The 19,176-nt window shown below is 61.8% G+C and carries 15 protein-coding genes; 8 read left to right on the forward strand and 7 right to left on the reverse strand.

All coding sequences use genetic code 11. The annotated features are described in order from the left end of the window. A partial coding sequence (locus tag RG836_RS01920) for a DUF6531 domain-containing protein (RefSeq protein WP_310842762.1) occupies nucleotides 1-3,084 on the reverse strand: 3,084 nt, incomplete at its 3' end. 257 nt (nucleotides 3,085-3,341) lie between these two features. Between RG836_RS01920 and RG836_RS01925 the strand changes: the two genes are divergently transcribed. Further along, nucleotides 3,342-4,037 (forward strand): HAD-IA family hydrolase, encoded by a 696-nt coding sequence (locus RG836_RS01925; protein ID WP_310842763.1) that lies wholly within the window; start codon nucleotides 3,342-3,344, stop codon nucleotides 4,035-4,037. Nucleotides 4,038-4,099: 62 nt separating this feature from the next. Here the strand turns inward: RG836_RS01925 and RG836_RS01930 are convergent, their stop codons facing one another. After that, nucleotides 4,100-4,846: a 3-oxoacyl-ACP reductase family protein gene (locus RG836_RS01930; protein ID WP_310842764.1), complete on the reverse strand. Its 747-nt coding sequence runs from the start codon at nucleotides 4,844-4,846 to the stop codon at nucleotides 4,100-4,102. 126 nt (nucleotides 4,847-4,972) lie between these two features. On the opposite strand from RG836_RS01930, the gene RG836_RS01935 reads away from it, so the two are divergent. Then, nucleotides 4,973-5,896 (forward strand): LysR family transcriptional regulator, encoded by a 924-nt coding sequence (locus RG836_RS01935; RefSeq protein ID WP_310842765.1) that lies wholly within the window; start codon nucleotides 4,973-4,975, stop codon nucleotides 5,894-5,896. A 71-nt stretch (nucleotides 5,897-5,967) separates the two neighbouring features. Here the strand turns inward: RG836_RS01935 and RG836_RS01940 are convergent, their stop codons facing one another. Next, nucleotides 5,968-6,708: a phosphoadenylyl-sulfate reductase gene (locus tag RG836_RS01940; RefSeq protein ID WP_310842766.1), complete on the reverse strand. Its 741-nt coding sequence runs from the start codon at nucleotides 6,706-6,708 to the stop codon at nucleotides 5,968-5,970. A gap of 172 nt (nucleotides 6,709-6,880) precedes the next feature. Between RG836_RS01940 and thrH the strand changes: the two genes are divergently transcribed. Then, nucleotides 6,881-7,498 carry a bifunctional phosphoserine phosphatase/homoserine phosphotransferase ThrH gene (gene thrH, locus RG836_RS01945; protein ID WP_310842767.1) on the forward strand — a complete coding sequence of 206 codons (618 nt, stop codon included), beginning with the start codon at nucleotides 6,881-6,883 and terminating at the stop codon, nucleotides 7,496-7,498. A 44-nt stretch (nucleotides 7,499-7,542) separates the two neighbouring features. On the opposite strand, the gene pabB is transcribed toward thrH, so the two are convergent. Genes pabB through rloA form a run of 4 tightly spaced genes read right to left on the reverse strand, consistent with a single transcriptional unit; the run spans nucleotide 7,543 to nucleotide 11,946 of the window. Continuing rightward, on the reverse strand, nucleotides 7,543-8,883 hold the full coding sequence (gene pabB, locus RG836_RS01950) for an aminodeoxychorismate synthase component I (protein WP_310842769.1): 1,341 nt from the start codon (nucleotides 8,881-8,883) through the stop codon (nucleotides 7,543-7,545). Nucleotides 8,884-8,885: 2 nt separating this feature from the next. Next, nucleotides 8,886-9,872: an alpha-L-glutamate ligase-like protein gene (locus RG836_RS01955; RefSeq protein WP_310842770.1), complete on the reverse strand. Its 987-nt coding sequence runs from the start codon at nucleotides 9,870-9,872 to the stop codon at nucleotides 8,886-8,888. Beyond that, nucleotides 9,872-11,404 carry an osmotic stress tolerance membrane protein RloB gene (gene rloB, locus RG836_RS01960; protein WP_310842772.1) on the reverse strand — a complete coding sequence of 511 codons (1,533 nt, stop codon included), beginning with the start codon at nucleotides 11,402-11,404 and terminating at the stop codon, nucleotides 9,872-9,874. Before rloB ends, RG836_RS01955 begins: the two co-directional genes overlap by 1 nt. 5 nt (nucleotides 11,405-11,409) lie before the next feature. After that, on the reverse strand, nucleotides 11,410-11,946 hold the full coding sequence (gene rloA, locus RG836_RS01965) for a retropepsin-like aspartic peptidase RloA (protein WP_310842773.1): 537 nt from the start codon (nucleotides 11,944-11,946) through the stop codon (nucleotides 11,410-11,412). A 295-nt stretch (nucleotides 11,947-12,241) separates the two neighbouring features. On the opposite strand from rloA, the gene RG836_RS01970 reads away from it, so the two are divergent. From RG836_RS01970 to prpF, 5 genes are all read left to right on the forward strand, one after another. Then, nucleotides 12,242-12,964: a GntR family transcriptional regulator gene (locus RG836_RS01970; protein WP_310842775.1), complete on the forward strand. Its 723-nt coding sequence runs from the start codon at nucleotides 12,242-12,244 to the stop codon at nucleotides 12,962-12,964. Further along, the gene (gene prpB / locus RG836_RS01975; protein ID WP_310842777.1) at nucleotides 12,961-13,854 is read left to right on the forward strand and encodes a methylisocitrate lyase; all 894 of its coding nucleotides are present in this window, start codon (nucleotides 12,961-12,963) and stop codon (nucleotides 13,852-13,854) included. Before RG836_RS01970 ends, prpB begins: the two co-directional genes overlap by 4 nt. Before the next feature lie 136 nt (nucleotides 13,855-13,990). Next, nucleotides 13,991-15,118 (forward strand): bifunctional 2-methylcitrate synthase/citrate synthase, encoded by a 1,128-nt coding sequence (gene prpC / locus RG836_RS01980; protein ID WP_310842779.1) that lies wholly within the window; start codon nucleotides 13,991-13,993, stop codon nucleotides 15,116-15,118. A 204-nt stretch (nucleotides 15,119-15,322) separates the two neighbouring features. After that, nucleotides 15,323-17,920 (forward strand): Fe/S-dependent 2-methylisocitrate dehydratase AcnD, encoded by a 2,598-nt coding sequence (gene acnD / locus RG836_RS01985; RefSeq protein ID WP_310842781.1) that lies wholly within the window; start codon nucleotides 15,323-15,325, stop codon nucleotides 17,918-17,920. A gap of 54 nt (nucleotides 17,921-17,974) precedes the next feature. Further along, entirely contained in the window at nucleotides 17,975-19,165 is a 1,191-nt protein-coding gene (gene prpF, locus RG836_RS01990) for a 2-methylaconitate cis-trans isomerase PrpF (protein ID WP_310842782.1), read from the forward strand. The last annotated feature ends 11 nt before the right edge of the window (nucleotides 19,166-19,176 follow it).

The raw sequence follows: 19,176 nt of genomic DNA on the forward strand, positions 1-19,176 counted from the left end.
ACGGCCCGCCGAATCCCGCTGATACCCGGTGACCAGGGTCGAGCCGTCCGAACCAAACTCGGTCTTCTCCAGCAACTGGCCCTTGAGGTCGTAGGCATACGCCGTGCGCTGGCCGTCGAAGCCGGTTTCCTGTCGGATCAATCCGCCGGGGGTGTAGTCCAGTTGATAGGTTTCGCCGGCTTCGTTCTCGATCGCTGTCAGCAACAGGCGCGAATGGTCGTAGCGATAGTGGAGCTGGGTGCCGTCCGGGCTGATCCGTCGGGTCAGCAGGTGCAGGTCGTCGGCGTAGTCGTAGCGGGTGATGCGCCCCAGTTCATCGCGCTCGGCGGTGACCTTGCCGTAGGCGTTGTAGGCAAAGCCCCGGGTCGCGCCGGTAGGAGAAGTCGTTTGCAGCAGTCGGCCGAGGGCGTCCCACTGGTAGCGAACAATCGCGCCGTGTTCGTCCTGGCGGGTGGTCTGCCGCCCCAGTGCGTCGTAGGAAAACCGCCGCTGGCCGCCATGGGGCAGGGTTTCTTCCTGCAACTGGCCCAGACGATTCCACACAAACACATGACGGCTGTTGTCCGGGTAGCGGATCGACAGCAACTGCCCCTGGCCGTCGTAGTCGTAATGGGTGACCTGACCCTCCGGGTCGACGGCTTCGGTGATATCGCCCTGGTCGTTGCGCTGATAGGTCCAGGTGCTGCGGCCCCGACGCTTGGCGTGGAGGAAACCGTCGCGGTACTCGTAGGACGTGGGCTCATCTTCCGGCGGAATCAGCGCCACCAGGCGTCCGACGTCGTCATAGCGGTATTCGGTGACCGCGCCCAAGGCATCCTGCTCGGCGATCAAGCGGCCCTGCTCGTCATACGCCTTGCGCTGCTCGGCGCCATCGGCCTCGACCCGCCGCACCAGGCGCGCGCGGTCGTCGTGTTGATAGCTTTCTTCGCTGCCGTCGCGGTACTTGACCGTGACGCCGCCGGCGTCATCCCAGACGTACCGGGTGTCCATCTGCGCAAACGAGCCCCAATGCCGGACACAGCGCGCGGCTTTGCCAGACCTTTCCCACGCCCAAAAGAAACTCGCCCCACCGGCCAGTTGCCGTTGCAGGATCACGTGCTGGTCGTCGTAGTCGTAGCGCTCGCTGTCGCCGGCCGCGTTGGTCGCGGCGATCAGCCGCTGGCGGGCGTCGTAGCGGTAGGAAAACAGCGTCTGTTCTGTACGCCAGGCGTCTTCGAGGGTGTCGGCGGGATGGAAGCTCTGGTAGTCGACGGCCACCAGGTGCGAGCGCTCATAGCGCAGCCGCAGGGAACGGCCGGCGCCGTTGTTCAGGCGCACGATGCGCTGCTGGTTGTCGCGCACCAGGGTCAGACGATTGTTGTAGGCGTCGCTGATGGCGGTCAGACGCCCGCCGCGAAAGTGTAGGAAACGTGGCGTGTCACCGGCCTGGGCGAGGATCAGCTCTTCCGGCTCATCACCGAGAAAAATCGCCGCCCGCGACAGGCTGTTGTGGATTGCCGGCCGCGCCCGCGAGGGCAATGGAAAGCGCGTGCGACGGTTTTCGTGGTCGGTCCAGAGCACCTCGTCGCCGTCGACATCCAAACGATGGGCGAGGGAATGGCTCCAGCCAAACCCGAGGCCACAATCGATTTCCACTGCGCTGCTGCGATAAACGCGGGTGAAGGTGAACGGCAGCACGCCGTCGAGCACCGCGTCATCGAGGGTCAGCAGTTCTTCGCCGGTGACCATCGACACTGGGCAGCCATTGGTGGCGGTTTTGTCAGCGGAATCGGCGCTGTCGCCTGCAGGATTTTTCGCCTGGTCGGGGGCGTCGTCGTGGGGTTCGTGTTTGCTCAGTTGGGTGTCGTTAGCGGATTTATCCCGCGCGATCGGCGCCGGATTTCGCACAACAAGCGTCGGCTTTTCGCCATTGCCGATCTCTAGCGGCACGGCGGGGGTGGGCTTGATCTCTGCTCGGCGAGCGCTGACCGCTAACGGCTTCAGCACTTGGGCATGCGAGGTGAGCTCGGACTGTGTCGTCAGTTCGGCCAGGCGCATGGAAGCCGCCGCCAACCACTCCCTGGCTTTTTTGGATTTTATTTTGCCAAGGATTTTGGCGCTGATGTGCAGCTTCAAACCTAGGGAACGGGTCAGCGCGACCAGGAGGAAACTCACCACCAGGTCTGTACGAATTTCCGCCATGACTTCGATGGCGTACTGCGGCGGCAGCATGCGCAACCAACTGGTAAACGCCGCGAGGTGGATGAACATCAAGGGTTCATCACTGAGCGCCAGCAAGGCATTGGCGATGGCATCGGCGGAAGTGCTGAGCAGCGTGTCCAGCTCTGCCTGCGTCAGATACTCCAGCAGCTTCTCGCTGTTGGACTGTAAGTCCGCGAGCAGTGCAAAGACCTGCTTCACGTCTTCCCACAAACCCTGCAGCGATTGCTCTACACCGCGCCAGTCCGCAGCCTCGAGCATCCGGTGACGACCGAGCAAACCTGCGTCGGAATATTCCGCCCATAAAGTCTGAAATTCGGTCGTCCACTCGTTACGCAGCCAACCCTCGAGCGAGCTCTGGACGGTCTGGTAGGACGCATATAGGGCCTTGATGTGGTCGGCTGAAACATTCGGGAAAAAAGTGATGCGATAAGACTGGCCCCGCCAACATTCGGCCACCTCCAGAATGCCGCTCGGGCCAATGGTCTTGTGAATCGGCTCGCCGTAACTGACGCTGCCGTCCGCAGCTTCAATGAGCGGCTCGAGCATTACTGGCGTATTGCCAATGGGCACGAAGCGCGCCGCTTCGAACGCGTGCACCAGCGTCAGGGGCCCGGCCGCCGAGCAGGTTGCGACTGCGCCACTGGTCGGCGTGGCTGAATTTGCAGGAGCCCTGATACGGACTTCGTTGCCGATCTGGAACACCTGCTCGATGTCTAGGGTGCCGGCCGTCCAGTAGCTCTCGGCCCAGCGGTCGTAGTCGTTGAGGCAGTGGCGAAAGTCGCTCAGCAGCCCTTCGACGTCGGGGTGTTCGGGGTCCATCGCAGCCAGAACCAGCAGGCCAATGGTGTTGTTGAGGGCCAGGACCTTTTCCGGGTCGAACATTCGCAATCCCACGCGAGGCAAAATGAGGCGCGAGACTTTGCAGGGGAAAAGGAGTGAAAGAAGTCAGACAGACCTGAGTGTGCTGTAGGGCAATTCTCTAAATGCGGAGTGCCGAGTAGCGATAGGGAGGAGGGGCGCGCAGTGGATGGTTGCCGGCTGCAAGCCGCGCTCGTTATCCTGCTGAATCCTTTTAGGTGAACCCCGCTGGCCGCACCTGAGCCTTCCTGGAAATTTGTGTTGATAACGGATTAGATGCGATGAATGCACCGCTGGATGAGTTCGGCCCAATCAAGGCCGTGATCTTCGATATGGACGGCTTGTTGCTGGATACCGAGGGCATTTACACCGAGGTCACTTCGATCATCGTCGGGCGTTACGGGCGCACCTTCGACTGGAGCGTCAAACAGAACATCATCGGCCGTGGAGCCGGTGACCTCGCGCGCTACGTGGTGGACGCGCTGGACTTACCGATCACCGCCGAGGAATTCCTGGTGATTCGCGAGCCGTTGATGCGCGAGCGTTTCCCCAGGGCTCAAGCCATGCCGGGGGCCGAACAACTGGTGCGGCACTTGAAGGCGCACAACATTCCGATTGCGGTGGGCACCAGTTCTTCGCGCCAGTCGTTCGGCCAGAAAACCACCCTGCACCGTGACTGGTTCGCGCTGTTCGACTTCGTGGTGACGGCGGATGATCCGGAAGTTGGCGCGGCGAAACCCGCGCCGGACATCTTCCTCACCGCCGCCCGGCGCCTCGGTGTGGCGCCGGCGGATTGCCTGGTGTTCGAGGATTCGCCGTTCGGTGTTACCGCCGCCAAGGCAGCCGGCATGACTGCGATTGCGATCCCCGATGCGGCCATGGCCGATGAAAAATACGCCCACGCCGATGGCATCCTGCGCAGCCTCAAGGACTTCGATCCGAGTGCCTGCGGGTTGCCGGCGCTGGCATGGACGTGAATGCAACGGGCAACAAAACGCCGGCGCCCTGAGCAGGTGGCCGGCGTTTGTCGATCAGCGCATCAGGCGCCGAAACCACCGTCGATGGTCAGGCTTGCACCGGTGATGTAGCCCGCTTCCGGGCTGGCCAGGTAAGCGACGAAGCTGGCGATTTCGTCGGAGGTACCGTAACGACCCACGGCCATCAGCGGAATCAGACTGTCGGCGAAGTCACCACTGGCCGGATTCATGTCAGTGTCGACTGGGCCTGGCTGGACGTTGTTCACGGTAATGCCGCGCGGGCCGAGGTCGCGGGACAAACCTTTGGTCAAGCCTACCAGCGCGGATTTGCTCATGGCGTAGGGGCCGCCACCAGCGAAGGGCATGCGGTCGGCGTTGGTGCTGCCGATGTTGATCACCCGGCCGCCTTCGGTCATGTGTTTGGCGGCTTCCTGGGTGGCGACGAATACGCTGCGCACGTTGATGGCCAGGGTCCGGTCGAAGTCTTCGAGCTTGAACTCTTCCAGCGGTGCAACCGCCAGCACACCGGCATTGTTGACCAGGATGTCCAGGCCACCGAAGGCTTTGACGGTGGCGGTGACCGCGCCACGGATGGCGTCAGCGTCGGCGCTGTCAGCCTTGATTGCCAGGGCTTTTCCACCGTTGGCGGTGATGCTGTTTTGCAGTTCTTCAGCCTTGGCGGTGGAGCTGACGTAGGTGAAGGCGACGGCGGCGCCTTGAGCGGCCAGGCGTTGCACGATAGCGGCGCCGATGCCGCGGGAGCCGCCCTGGATCAGAGCTACTTTACCGCTGAGGTTCTGAGTGGTCATGTCGTTCTCCGAAGTCCCGAGGCGAGATTGCCGCGGTTGATGGAGCCTAGTATCAGCGCGGCGGTTGCGGCCGTGTAGCCCGTCGTTGCTATAGTCTGTGTAAACCAGAAGTTTATAGTGGTCGCCATGGAAACCTTCAGCAGTATCGAATGCTTTGTCCGCAGCGCCGAGGTCGGCAGCTTTGCCGAAGCCGCCCGCCGCCTGAGCCTGACGCCAGCGGCGGTGGGTAAAAGTGTCGCCAAACTGGAAGCGCGCCTGGGTGTGCGGCTGTTCCAGCGCAGCACCCGCAGCTTGACCCTGACCGAGGCCGGCCAGTTATTCCTCGGCGAAGTCAGCAGTAGCCTGAACACCATTCAGAATGCCGTGGCCAACCTGGCCAGTGCTGAAGGGCGCCCGGCGGGCACTCTCAAAGTCAGCGTGGGCACGGCGTTCGGGCGCTTGTACGTGGTGCCGTTACTCGGCGAATTTCTGCGTCGATATCCGGCGATCAGCCCGGATTGGCATTTTGATAATCGGCAAGTCGATTTGATTGGCCAAGGTTTCGATGCCGGCATCGGTGGCGGGTTCGAATTGCCCCAGGGTGTGGTGGCGCGCAAGCTGGCGGTGGCCCACAGGGTCTTGGTAGCTTCGGCGGATTACCTCGCGCAGCACCCCGAAATCCGTGAGCCGGACGATCTGAAGCGACACGAAGGTATTTTGATCCGCTCGCCGCAGACCGGCCGAGTACGCTCCTGGCAATTGACCAGCCGCACTCGACAACACCACCCGCTGGTCCTTAAGGCGCGCATGACCATGAGCGATTCCGAAGCAGCTTGCGCCACGGCGGCGCAAGGCCTGGGCATTGCTTTGGTGAGCATGCCGTTTGCCGTGGGGTATCTGGACGCCGGCAGCCTGCAACGGGTGCTGCCGGACTGGTATGTCGACGACGGCAATATTTCCATCTATTACGCGGAGCACAAATTGTTGCCAGGCAAGACCCGGGCGTTTGTCGATTTCATCATCGAGCAGTTTGCCGAGCAGGGGTTGGTGCAACGGTTTAGTGCGGTTTAAGTTTGCTGCTACCGAGGTGAAGCCATCGCGAATAAGCTCGCACCCTCAGGGTGGGGGCGATGAATCTCGGATCAAACCTTCGACTTGCTGATGATATTCCCGGCATGCAGCCCGCATTCTTTCTGCGTCGCTTCCTCCCACCACCAGCGGCCTTCGCGTTCGTGCTGGTTCGGCAGCACCGGGCGGGTGCAGGGTTCGCAGCCGATGCTGATGAAGCCGCGCTCGTGCAGGCTGTTGTACGGCAGCTCCAGCATGCGGATGTAGCCCCAGATTTCTTCGCTGGTCATCTGCGCCAAGGGGTTGAACTTGTAGAGGGTGCGCTCCGGGGTGGAAAACGCGGTGTCGATTTCCAGCACCGCTACGGCGCTGCGGGTGCCCGGGCTCTGGTCACGGCGCTGGCCGGTGGCCCAGGCGTTGACGCCGGACAGTTTGCGCCGCAGCGGCTCGATCTTGCGGATGCCGCAGCACTCGCCATGCCCGTCCTTATAGAAGCTGAACAGGCCTTTTTCCTTCACGAAAGGTTCCAGTTTCGTGTAGTCCGGCGACACCAGTTCGATCTCGATCTTGTAGTGCTCGCGCACCTGATCGATGAAGCGGTAGGTTTCCGGGTGCAGGCGGCCAGTGTCGAGGCTGAACACTTTGACGTTTTTGTTCAGCTTCCAGGCCATGTCCACCAGCACCACGTCTTCGGCGCCGCTGAAGGATATCCACAGCTCATCGCCGAATTCGGCGAAAGCCAGTTTCAAAATGTCCTGGGCGGACTTGTTGGCATAGGTCGTGGCGAGTTCCACGACGTCGAACGTTGGGCTCATCAGGGCGGTTTCCTACAGGTCGGTGGCGCTGGGCGCTCTATATGACGACGATGGTAACAAAATCAGCCGGAGGCTGGCGCCCTCTGCGTTGCGCCTCGCCGGGTGAATGGCTAGAGTTCGGCAGTCCTTTTGCTCGCTCGACTTATCAAAAATACTAAATCAGGAGTGTCTTGTGGAAATTGCCTGCCTCGATCTGGAAGGTGTGCTGGTCCCTGAAATCTGGATCGCTTTCGCTGAAAAAACCGGGATTGAGTCCCTCAAGGCAACCACTCGGGACATCCCCGATTACGACGTGCTGATGCAGCAGCGCCTGCGGATTCTCGACGAGCATGGCTTGAAACTGGCGGATATCCAGGCGGTGATCGCGACCCTTAAGCCGCTGGACGGCGCTATCGAGTTCGTCAACTGGCTGCGCGAGCGCTTTCAAGTGGTGATTCTTTCGGACACTTTTTATGAGTTCTCGCAGCCGCTGATGCGCCAACTCGGTTTCCCGACTTTGCTGTGCCATCGCCTGATCACCGACGACAGCGGGCGGGTGACCCGTTACCAACTGCGTCAGAAAGATCCCAAGCGGCAGTCAGTCCTGGCCTTCAAGAGTCTGTACTACCGGGTGATTGCGGCGGGGGATTCGTATAACGACACCAGCATGCTCGGCGAGGCGGATGCGGGGATTCTGTTCCATGCGCCGGACAACGTGATTCGCGAATTCCCGCAGTTCCCGGCGGTGCATAGTTTTGACGAGTTGAAGCAGGAGTTTCTCAAGGCCTCGAATCGTGACCTGAGCCTGTAACGCGAGCCTTGTGGCAAGGGAGTAAACCTCCTCACCACAAACAGCTAGAGGCTGTGCAAGGTGTCGAGCAACACCTTCACCTTGGTGATGGATTCCTGATATTCCGCCTGCCACTGGGAGTCGGCGACGATGCCGCCGCCGCCCCAGCAGCAGACTTGCCCGTCCTTGACCAGCAAGCTGCGGATGGCGATCGAGCTGTCCATCTCGCCGCGCACATCCAGATACAGCAACGAGCCGCAATACAGGCCACGGCGGGTCGGTTCGAGTTCGTCGATGATTTGCATGGCGCGGATCTTCGGTGCTCCGGTGATCGAGCCGCCGGGGAAGCTGCCGGCGATCAGGTCGAGCGCATCCTGGCCATCGGCCAAATCACCGGTGACGCTGCTCACCAAGTGGTGAACGTTGGGGTAGCTTTCCAGGCTGAACAGTTCCGGTACCCGCACCGAGCCCGTGCGGCAGGTGCGGCCGAGATCGTTGCGCAGCAGATCGACAATCATCAGGTTTTCTGCGCGGTCCTTGGGGCTGGCCAGCAGTTCGGCGGCGTTGGCCGCGTCCTCTGCGGGTGTCAGGCCACGTGGCCGGGTGCCTTTGATCGGCCGCGTCTCGACCTGGCGCTGGTTGACTTTGACGAAGCGCTCGGGCGACAGGCTCAGCACCGCGCCACCGTCCGGCAGGCTCTGGAACCCGGAAAATGGTGTCGGGCAGGCCGCGCGCAGCGCGCAATAAGCGATCCACGGATCGCCCTGGCACTCAGCACGAAAGCGTTGCGCGAAGTTGACTTGATAACAGTCACCCGCCTGGATGTAGTCCTGGATTCGCGCAAGCGCCTGACGGTATTCCTCGGCCGACAAATCCGCTTGCATCGGACCCTTCAAACTGAACGCCTCAGGCGTATGCGGCGTGGACCGGTGAAACACTCCAATCAGCCGTTGCCGCTCGGCGTCATCCACTGTCGGATGAAACAGCAACTGACTGGTCTGGCGCTGGTGATCACTGATCAACGCCCAGCCGTACAGGCCAAACCGCGCATCTGGCAATTGCAGGTCGTCCAGCGCCTGAGTCGGCAGACGCTCCAGATGCCGGCCAAAGTCATAGCTGAGGTAACCGATCAGGCCGCCGGCAAACGGTAGTTCGTAGCCTTGCGGCACGGTGGCCTCACCCAGCTGTGCCAGTTGTTCACGCAACCGTTGCAGGAAATCGCCACCGCTTTCGTCAGGCAACACCGCCAGTGTTTCCAAGGGCCAGGCACTCAGCAGGTCGTAGCGGCCACGTTCAGCGCTGGGCCGGCCACTGTCGAGCAGCACCGCGCCAGGCGCATGGCGGATTGCCGCAAAGTATTCGGCGGGGTTGGCGCGATAGGGCAGCGGGTGCAGGGAGCAGATCACGACTAGCCCTCGACCGCCGGAATGTGCCCGAACATTGCCTGGACGAACGCCACGCGCTCTTCGACGGTTTCGACGATGCCCTGCGCTTTCAGCTCTTCCAGCCGAGCTTCTACGGCGTGGGTGCGCAAGGTCAGGCCGCAGTCGTTGGCGATCTGAATGTTCAGCCCCGGCCGGGCGTTGAGTTCGAGGATCAACGGGCCTTTTTCCTGATCGAGCACCATGTCGACGCCGATGTAACCCAGGCCGCACAGTTCGTGGCAGCCAGCGGCGAGCTTCATGAAGCCGTCCCAGTAAGGCAATTGCACGCCGTCCACGGCGTTGGTGGTGTCCGGGTGTTTGGTGATGATGTTGTTCAGCCAGGTGCCGCGCAGTGTCAGGCCGGTGGCAAGATCGACGCCGACGCCAATTGCGCCCTGGTGCAGGTTGGCCTTGCCGCCGGACTGCCGGGTCGGCAAGCGCAACATGGCCATTACCGGGTAGCCCATCAGCACGATGATGCGGATGTCCGGCACGCCTTCGTAACTGATGCTCTTGAAAATCTGGTCGGGAATCACCCGGTACTCAATCAGCGCGCGGTCGCGGTGCCCGCCCAGGGAGTACAGGCCGGTGAGGATGCTGGAGATCTGATGCTCGATTTCTTCGTGGCTGATGATCTTGCCGGACACCGTGCGGTAGCGTCCCTCGAAGCGGTCGGCGACCACCAGGATGCCGTCACCGCCGGCACCTTGCGCCGGTTTGATGACGAAGTCGCTGCGTCCGCCGATGATCTCGTCGAGCTTGTCGATTTCCTTTTCAGTCGAAATCACCCCGTACAGCTCAGGCACATGGATGCCGGCCTCGATCGCCCGCTCCTTGGTGATGATCTTGTCATCGACGATCGGGTACAGGCTGCGCTTGTTGTACTTAAGCACGTAGTCGGCGTTCCGCCGATTGATACCCATGATCCCCCGCGCCTCGAGGGCCTTCCAGGTTTTCCAGAAGCCGAACATCAGGAATCAGCCTTCAGGAACGCCTTGAAGCGCACCAGCTCGGTCAGGCGATAGCCGCGATAGCGACCCATGGCCAGCATGAAACCCACCAGGATCAGCAGGATTGCCGGGAAGGTAAACACGAAGTACACCAGCTCCGGCACGCTCATGATCAGGTGCGCCAGCGAGGCGGCGAACAGGGTGCCGATCGCCACTTTCAAGGCATGCCCCGAACCGCGTTCTTCCCAGGTGATCGACAGGCGTTCGATGGTCATGGTCAGAATCACCATCGGGAACAGCGCCACCGACAGCCCGCGCTCCAGGCCCAGCTTGTGGCTGAACAGGCTGATCGCGGCGATCAGCACCACGACAAAGGTCAGCACCACCGACAGCCGCGGCAGCATCTGCAACTTCAAATGCTCGAGATAGGAACGCAGCGACAGGCCCAGCGCTGTAATCACCGTGAACAGCACAATGCCGAAGCCCAGTTGCGTCTCGCGGAACGCCAGGGCGATCAGCACCGGAGTGAAGGTGCCGAGGGTTTGCAGGCCGATCAGGTTGCGCAGGATCAGGATCACCAGCACGCCAATCGGGATCATCACCATGATCATGAACGTTTGCTGGGTTTGCAGCGGCAAGCCGTACAGCGAATATTCGAGGAAGTTGGCGTCGGTGTTTTCGTCGGTGAGCTTTGCCAGGCGAATGGCGTTCATTTCGCTGTTGTTGAGGCTGAAGGTCACCGTGGCTTTCTTGCCGCCATCTACAGTGATCAGGTTGTCATCGCCGGTCCACCACAGCAGGCGGTCGGTCGGCAGGCCTTGTTCGCCGGTTTCCGGGTTGAAGTACAGCCAGTCGGTGCCATTGAAGCTGCGCAGCCACAGCTCCGGCGATTGCGGCTGATCGGCCACCAGGCGAATGGTGTGGACCTTCTCCGCTGGGACGTGGGCGATGGACAGCAGCAGTTCGACGATCTTCGCCTTGTGCGCCGGCGATGGATCACCGGCCAACAGCAGTTTGGCGTTGTCGTCGTTGGCGTTGTTGACCCGTTTGATCGCTTCGCTGATGAACGTCTCGACGTCTGCCGAGTGCTGGCGGATCGGCGCCAGCAGGGCGTCGGCGGCAATTTTCTCGGCACCCTCGATCGGCATGCTGTCGCGGAATGTCGGGCCCTTGACCTTGGCTTTTTCGCCGGTGTAACGCTTGGTCAGCACCAACCGGTAATAAAGCGTCTGGTTGCCCTTGGCCCGTCGCGCTGACCAAGTGACTTTGCGGTTGCCGTCGACGCGATTCACCGCCACGCCGTAGTTATTGGAAATAAAACTCTCGTTGAGGCTCACGTAGTCGCGGCTCAGCGGCGGCACGAACATCTGGATCTTGACCGGGTCCTTGGCGCTGGGCACGAACTCGACTTTGGCATCGATGTTCCACAGGTCGTCGGTGGCGTCTTCGGTGACCGGGATGCCTAGCACTAGAATCTGATAGGCCGTGACTGAAATGCCCAGCACCACCAGGATGGCGATCAGCAGTTTCAGGTGAAGGGTAAGAGAGCGCATTGGAATTACTCTGCGGTATGTACGTTGGTGGCGCAGGCGGGTTTGCCAGCAGCGTATTTAAGGCTGGGGTCGACCAGCGCATCGAAGCGTTTGAGGGCTTCGGAGCCGATCAAGAGTGGGTATTGGAAGGCGCTGCGGTCGGTGAGGTTCACTTCGATGCTGCGCAAGGCGCCGCCCATGCAGATGTCCAGTTCGATGACCGGGCGGGCGGTGTACTTCTTGCCTTCCTCTGGGTCGTAGTCGCCGGCGCGGCGCTTGATCTTGCTGACCCGGGCCAGCGGCCGTTCGATGGGGTGTGAGTGCGCGGCGTCGATGGCCAGGTAGAAGCGCACCCAGGATTCGCCGTTGCGCTTGAAACGCTTGATGTCGCGGGCGCTGAGGGACGCGGTCTTGGCTCCGGTGTCGAGCTTGGCCGCGACTTCCAGATCGATGCCGTCCAGCGCAGCGTATTCATTCAGCCCGTACACCGTTTTTTCCCCCGCGAGGGCCAACCCTGGCAGGCATAAAAGGCTAAGCAAGGTGGGGAAGGGCTTGAGTCTCATAAATCCTGATGCGCGGCGTTCCGTTCTCGGTTCAGGCCCTGGCATTGCTGCACAAGCTCCCTCGTAGGCGTATCACTTCTTTATGACAAGCCATGCAGATGACAAGCAAATGCGGGCGGCATTCTAGCACGGTGGTTTTATGGCGCCAGCGCCGGCACGGGGCTATAAACAGATGTCGCGCCCGGTTATGGTGCGGGACGTTATTAGACGATTGTCGACAGTGTCTATTTATTCTTTGACTCTACAGGCCTTACTCGCTAGTTTTTGCCTCATTAGCTTTCAAGGTGTCGACAATATGCTCGATCAACTCGATCCTCCGCTGGTAGCCCCGGATGATTCGGAAACACTTTCCGAGAACGTCTTCCGGCGCATTCAGGCGGCCATCGTCCGCGGCGATATTGCACCGGGTAGCAAGATTTCCGAACCGGAACTGGCCCGCACCTATGGCATCAGCCGTGGCCCGTTGCGCGAAGCGATCCACCGCCTCGAAGGCCAGCGCCTGCTGGTGCGGGTGCCGCATGTCGGGGCGCGAGTGGTGTCGCTGAGCCATGCCGAGCTGGTCGAACTCTACGAAATTCGCGAATCCCTTGAAGGCATGGCCTGTCGTCTGGCCGCCGAGCGCATGAGCCAGGCGGAAATCGACGAATTGCGCCGGGTGCTGGAAACCCACGAGCGCGATGCGGCGTTTCAGGCCGGCGTCGGTTATTACCAGCAGGAAGGCGATTTCGACTTTCATTACCGGATCATCCAAGGGGCCGGTAACAGCACGCTGACCCAGATGCTCTGCGGCGAGTTGTATCAACTGGTGCGCATGTACCGCATCCAGTTTTCCACCACGCCCAATCGGCCGCGCCAGGCGTTCGCCGAGCACCACCGGATTCTCGATGCCATCGCCGACCGTGACGGTGAACTGGCCGAGTTGTTGATGCGCCGTCACATCGGCGCCTCCAAACGCAACATTGCCCGTCATTACCAGGACGGCGCCAACCCGACAGCCACTGAACGAGGTGAGTCATGAGTTCCAACAAGAGCACTCCAGGCCAGCGTTTCCGCGATGCGGTCGCCAGCGAGCATCCTTTGCAAGTGGTCGGCGCGATCAACGCCAACCACGCGCTGCTGGCCAAACGTGCCGGTTTCAAGGCAATTTACCTGTCCGGTGGCGGGGTTGCCGCCGGTTCCCTCGGCGTTCCGGACTTGGGCATCACCGGCCTGGACGACGTACTGACCGACGTGCGGCGCATCACTGATGTCTGCGATCTGCCGCTGTTGGTGGACGTCGACACCGGTTTTGGCGCCTCGGCGTTCAACGTCGCGCGCACTGTCAAGTCGATGATCAAGTTCGGCGCGGCGGCGATGCACATCGAAGACCAGGTCGGCGCCAAGCGTTGTGGCCATCGTCCGAACAAAGAAATCGTCTCGCAGCAGGAAATGGTCGATCGCATCAAGGCTGCGGTCGACGCGCGCACCGATGACAGCTTCGTGATCATGGCCCGCACTGATGCGCTGGCCGTCGAAGGCCTGGAGTCGGCCCTCGATCGCGCCGCCGCCTGCATCGAGGCCGGCGCCGACATGGTGTTCCCGGAAGCCATCACCGAGCTGGAGATGTACAAACTGTTCGCCAGCCGCGTGAAAGCGCCGATCCTGGCCAACATCACCGAGTTCGGCGCCACGCCGCTGTTCACCACCGAGCAACTGGCCGGCGCCGACGTGTCGCTGGTGCTGTACCCGCTGTCGGCATTCCGCGCGATGAACAAAGCCGCAGAAAATGTCTACACCGCGATCCGCCGCGACGGCACGCAACAGAATGTCATCGACACCATGCAGACTCGCATGGAGTTGTACGATCGCATCGATTACCACGTGTTCGAGCAGAAACTCGACGCGCTGTTTGCGCAAAAGAAAGGCTGAATCAAACCCTGTGGGAGCGAACCTGCTCGCGAAACAGGTGGGCCAGTAAAAAACACTGTTGGCTGACACCACGCCTTCGCGAGCAGGCGAGCTCCCACAAGGCTCCCCAAACAATTTCAAGAAAATGGAGAACACAATGGCCGAAGCAAAAGTACTCAGTGGCGCCGGGCTCCGTGGGCAGGTCGCCGGGCAAACCGCACTGTCCACGGTCGGGCAGGCGGGCGCGGGGCTGACCTACCGCGGCTATGACGTGCGCGAACTGGCCGCCGACGCGCAATTCGAAGAAGTCGCGTACCTGCTGCTGTACGGCGAACTGCCGACCCAGGCACAGCTCGATGAATACCAAGCCAAACTGAGCAAGCTACGAGACCTGCCGCAAGCCTTGAAAGAAGTGCTGGAACGCATCCCCGCCGACGCCCACCCGATGGACGTGATGCGCACCGGTTGCTCGTTCCTCGGCAACATTGAGCCGGAGCAAGACTTCTCCGAGCAGCGCGACAAGACCGACCGTTTGCTTGCCGCGTTCCCGGCGATCATGTGCTACTGGTATCGCTACAGCCACGACGGCCAGCGCATCGAGTGCGTGAGCGACGAGCCGACCATCGGCGGCCACTTCCTGCAGCTGTTGCATGGCAAAAAGCCGAGCGAGTTGCACGTCAAAGTGATGAACGTGTCGCTGATCCTCTACGCCGAGCACGAATTCAACGCCTCGACCTTCACCGCCCGGGTGTGCGCTTCTACCCTGTCCGACCTGTATTCCTGCGTGACCGCCGCCATTGGCTCGCTGCGCGGCCCGTTGCACGGCGGCGCCAACGAAGCGGCGATGGAGATGATCGAGCGCTTCAAGTCGCCGGAAGATGCCATCAAAGGCACCCTCGGCATGCTTGAGCGCAAGGATAAGATCATGGGCTTCGGCCACGCGATCTATAAGGACAACGACCCGCGCAACGAAGTGATCAAGGGCTGGGCGAAAAAACTCGCCGACGAAGTGGGCGACAAGGTGTTGTTCCCGGTCTCCGAAGCCATCGACAAGACCATGTGGGAGCAGAAGAAGCTGTTTCCCAACGCCGACTTCTACCATGCCTCGGCGTATCACTTCATGGGCATCCCGACCAAATTGTTCACACCGATCTTCGTTTGCTCACGCCTGACCGGCTGGGCGGCCCACGTGTTCGAACAACGCGCCAACAACCGCATCATCCGACCGAGCGCCGAATACACCGGCGTCGAAGAGCGCAAGTTCGTGGCAATCGAACGTCGCTGAATGGTTGGGGGTAGCAACTGATCTCGACGTTCACTGACGTTCCTGGGGGCGCTGACTTGCCAGCGATGAGGCCATCACATCCAGCATCGATGTCGACTGACCCACCGCTATCGCTGGCAAGCCAGCTCCCACAGGGTTCAGTGTGAATTTCAAGGCCGGTGCTACACCCCACCTCTTGCAACCACCGTGACCGAGTCCTGACCGATGAACACAGAATTCCGCAAGAACCTGCCCGGCACGCCGCTGGACTATTACGACGTTCGCGAGGCGGTCGAGGCGATTCAGCCCGGCGCCTTCGACACATTGCCGTACACCTCCCGCGTGCTGGCGGAAAACCTCGTGCGTCGCTGCGATCCAGCCACGCTGACTGATTCCCTAAAACAATTCATCGAGCGCAAACGCGACCTCGATTTCCCCTGGTTCCCGGCCCGCGTGGTGTGCCACGACATCCTCGGCCAAACCGCGCTGGTCGACCTCGCCGGCCTGCGGGATGCGATCGCCCTGCAAGGTGGCGACCCGGCGCAAGTCAACCCGGTGGTGCCGACACAATTGATCGTCGACCATTCCCTGGCCGTTGAGTCCGGCGGCTTCGATCCGCAGGCGTTCGAGAAGAATCGCGCCATTGAAGACCGCCGCAACGAAGACCGTTTTCACTTCATCAACTGGACCAAAAAAGCCTTCAAGAACGTTGACGTGATCCCGCCCGGCAACGGCATCATGCACCAGATCAACCTGGAAAAAATGTCCCCGGTGATCCAGGTCCGCGACGGCGTGGCATTCCCTGATACCTGCGTCGGCACCGACAGCCATACCCCGCACGTCGATGCCCTGGGTGTGATCGCCATCGGCGTCGGCGGCCTTGAAGCCGAGAGCGTGATGCTCGGCCGCGCGTCGTGGATGCGCCTGCCGGAAAGCGTCGGCGTCGAGCTGACCGGCAAACTGCAACCGGGTATTACTGCGACCGACATGGTGCTGGCGCTGACCGAGTTCCTGCGTCAGCAAAAAGTCGTCGGTGCCTGGCTGGAGTTCTTCGGCGAAGGCGCCTCAAGGCTGACCCTCGGCGACCGCGCGACCATCTCCAACATGGCCCCGGAATACGGCGCCACCGCGGCGATGTTCTACATCGACCAGCAAACCATCGACTACCTCAAGCTCACCGGTCGTGAAGACCAGCAAGTGCAACTTGTAGAGCTGTACGCCAAGCAGACCGGCCTGTGGGCCGACAGCCTCAAGGGCGCGCAATACGAGCGTGGCTTGAGCTTCGATCTGTCCTCGGTGGTGCGTAACATGGCCGGGCCGAGCAACCCGCACGCCCGTGTGGCTACCAGTGATTTGGCTGCACGAGGCATTTCCGGCAAGTGGGAAGAGGTGCCAGGCCAGATGCCTGACGGCGCGGTGATCATCGCCGCCATCACCAGTTGCACCAACACCAGCAACCCGCGCAACGTGATCGCCGCCGGCCTGCTGGCGCGCAATGCCAACAAGCTCGGGTTGACCCGCAAGCCGTGGGTCAAATCCTCGCTGGCGCCGGGCTCGAAAACCGTGGCGCTGTACCTCGACGAAGCCGGTTTGACCGATGAACTGGAGCAGCTCGGTTTTGGCGTCGTGGCGTTCGCCTGCACCACCTGCAACGGTATGTCCGGCGCGCTCGACCCAGTGATCCAGCAGGAAATCATCGACCGCGACCTGTACGCTACCGCGGTGCTGTCCGGCAACCGCAACTTCGACGGGCGCATTCACCCTTACGCGAAAAACGCCTTCCTCGCCTCGCCGCCGCTGGTGGTGGCCTACGCGATTGCCGGGACCATTCGTTTCGACATCGAGAAGGACGTGTTGGGCCTGGGCGCCGACGGCCAGGAAATTCGCCTGAAAGACATCTGGCCGAGCGACGAAGAGATCGACGCGGTGGTCAAGTCCTCGGTGAAACCCGAGCAGTTCCGTCAGGTGTATATCCCGATGTTCGCCGTCCACGAAGACACTGGGCCGAAGGTCACACCGCTGTACGACTGGCGCGAGATGAGCACCTACATCCGCCGTCCGCCGTACTGGGAAGGCGCACTGGCCGGCGCCCGTCCGCTCAAGGGCATGCGCCCGCTGGCGGTGCTGCCGGACAACATCACCACCGACCACTTGTCGCCGTCCAACGCAATCATGCTCGACAGCGCCGCTGGCGAATACCTGGCGAAAATGGGCTTGCCGGAAGAGGACTTCAACTCTTACGCGACGCATCGCGGTGACCACTTGACTGCGCAGCGCGCGACCTTCGCCAACCCGAAACTGTTCAACGAAATGGTCTTGGAAAACGGCAAGGTCAAGCAGGGCTCGCTGGCCCGCGTCGAGCCGGAGGGCCAGGTGATGCGCATGTGGGAAGCCATCGAAACCTACATGCAACGCAAGCAGCCGCTGATCATCATCGCTGGCGCCGACTATGGCCAGGGTTCGTCCCGCGACTGGGCGGCCAAAGGCGTGCGCCTGGCCGGTGTCGAGGCGATTGCCGCCGAAGGCTTCGAACGCATCCACCGCACCAACCTGGTGGGGATGGGCGTGTTGCCGCTGGAGTTCAAGCCCGGCACCGACCGCCACACCCTGGCCATCGACGGCAGCGAGACCTACGACGTGCTCGGCGCCCGCACCCCGCGTGCGGAATTGACGCTGGTGATCCACCGCAAGAACGGCGAACGGCTCGATGTGCCGGTGACCTGCCGCCTCGACACCGCCGAGGAGGTGTCGATCTACGAAGCGGGCGGCGTGTTGCAGCGCTTTGCCCAGGACTTCCTCGAAGAGTCGGCGGTTGCCGTTTAAATCACGTTTTGAGTTCGCGGGCCTCAGCGCCCGCGTTCACGATAAAGGAGCACCATGGCTCACGTAGCGCAAATCAAGATCCCCGCCACCTACATGCGTGGCGGCACCAGCAAAGGCGTGTTCTTCAGCCTGCAGGACCTGCCCGAAGCGGCGCAGGTGCCCGGCCCGGCTCGCGACGCCCTGTTGCTGCGGGTGATCGGCAGCCCCGACCCTTACGACAAACAAATCGACGGCATGGGCGGCGCCACCTCCAGCACCAGCAAAACCGTGATTCTGTCGAAAAGCACCCGCGCCGATCACGACGTCGATTACCTGTTTGGCCAAGTCTCGATCGACAAGCCGTTCGTAGACTGGAGCGGCAACTGCGGCAACCTGTCGGCGGCGGTCGGTTCATTCGCCATCAGCAACGGCCTGGTCGACGCCAGCCGTATTCCGCGCAACGGCGTGGCGGTGGTGCGGGTGTGGCAGGCCAATATCGGCAAAACCATCATCGCCCACGTGCCGATCACTGACGGCGACGTGCAGGAAACCGGTGATTTCGAACTGGACGGCGTGACCTTTCCGGCCGCTGAAGTGCAGGTCGAATTCATGGACCCGGCGGCGGAAGAAGAGGGCGGCGGCGGGTCGATGTTCCCTACCGGCAACCTCGTGGACGACCTCGAAGTGCCGGGTGTCGGGACCTTCAAGGCGACCCTGATCAACGCCGGCATCCCGACGATTTTTATCAATGCCGAAGACATCGGCTACACCGGCACCGAGCTGCAGGGCGCGATCAACAGCGATCCGAAAGCGCTGGCGATGTTCGAGACCATTCGCGCCCACGGGGCGTTGCGCATGGGCCTGATCCAACACCTCGACGAAGCAGCTACCCGGCAGCACACGCCGAAAGTCGCATTCGTCGCCAAGCCAAAAGCCTACGTGTCGTCCAGTGGCAAGTCGATCGGCGTCGAGGACGTTGATCTGCTGGTGCGGGCGCTGTCCATGGGCAAGTTGCACCACGCAATGATGGGCACGGCGGCGGTGGCGATCGGCACGGCGGCGGCCATTACCGGCACGCTGGTCAACCTTGCGGCGGGTGGTGTTGAACGCAGCGCCGTGCGCTTTGGCCACCCGTCCGGGACCTTGCGCGTCGGGGCAGAGGCGACCCAGGAGAACGGCGAATGGGTGGTTAAAAAAGCCATCATGAGCCGCAGTGCGCGGGTGTTGATGGAGGGATTTGTGCGGGTGCCGGGGGATTATTTCTAACCAAATCCCGA

Source organism: Pseudomonas rhizozeae (genome assembly GCF_031583775.1).
In the GTDB taxonomy this organism is placed as follows: Bacteria; Pseudomonadota; Gammaproteobacteria; order Pseudomonadales; family Pseudomonadaceae; genus Aquipseudomonas.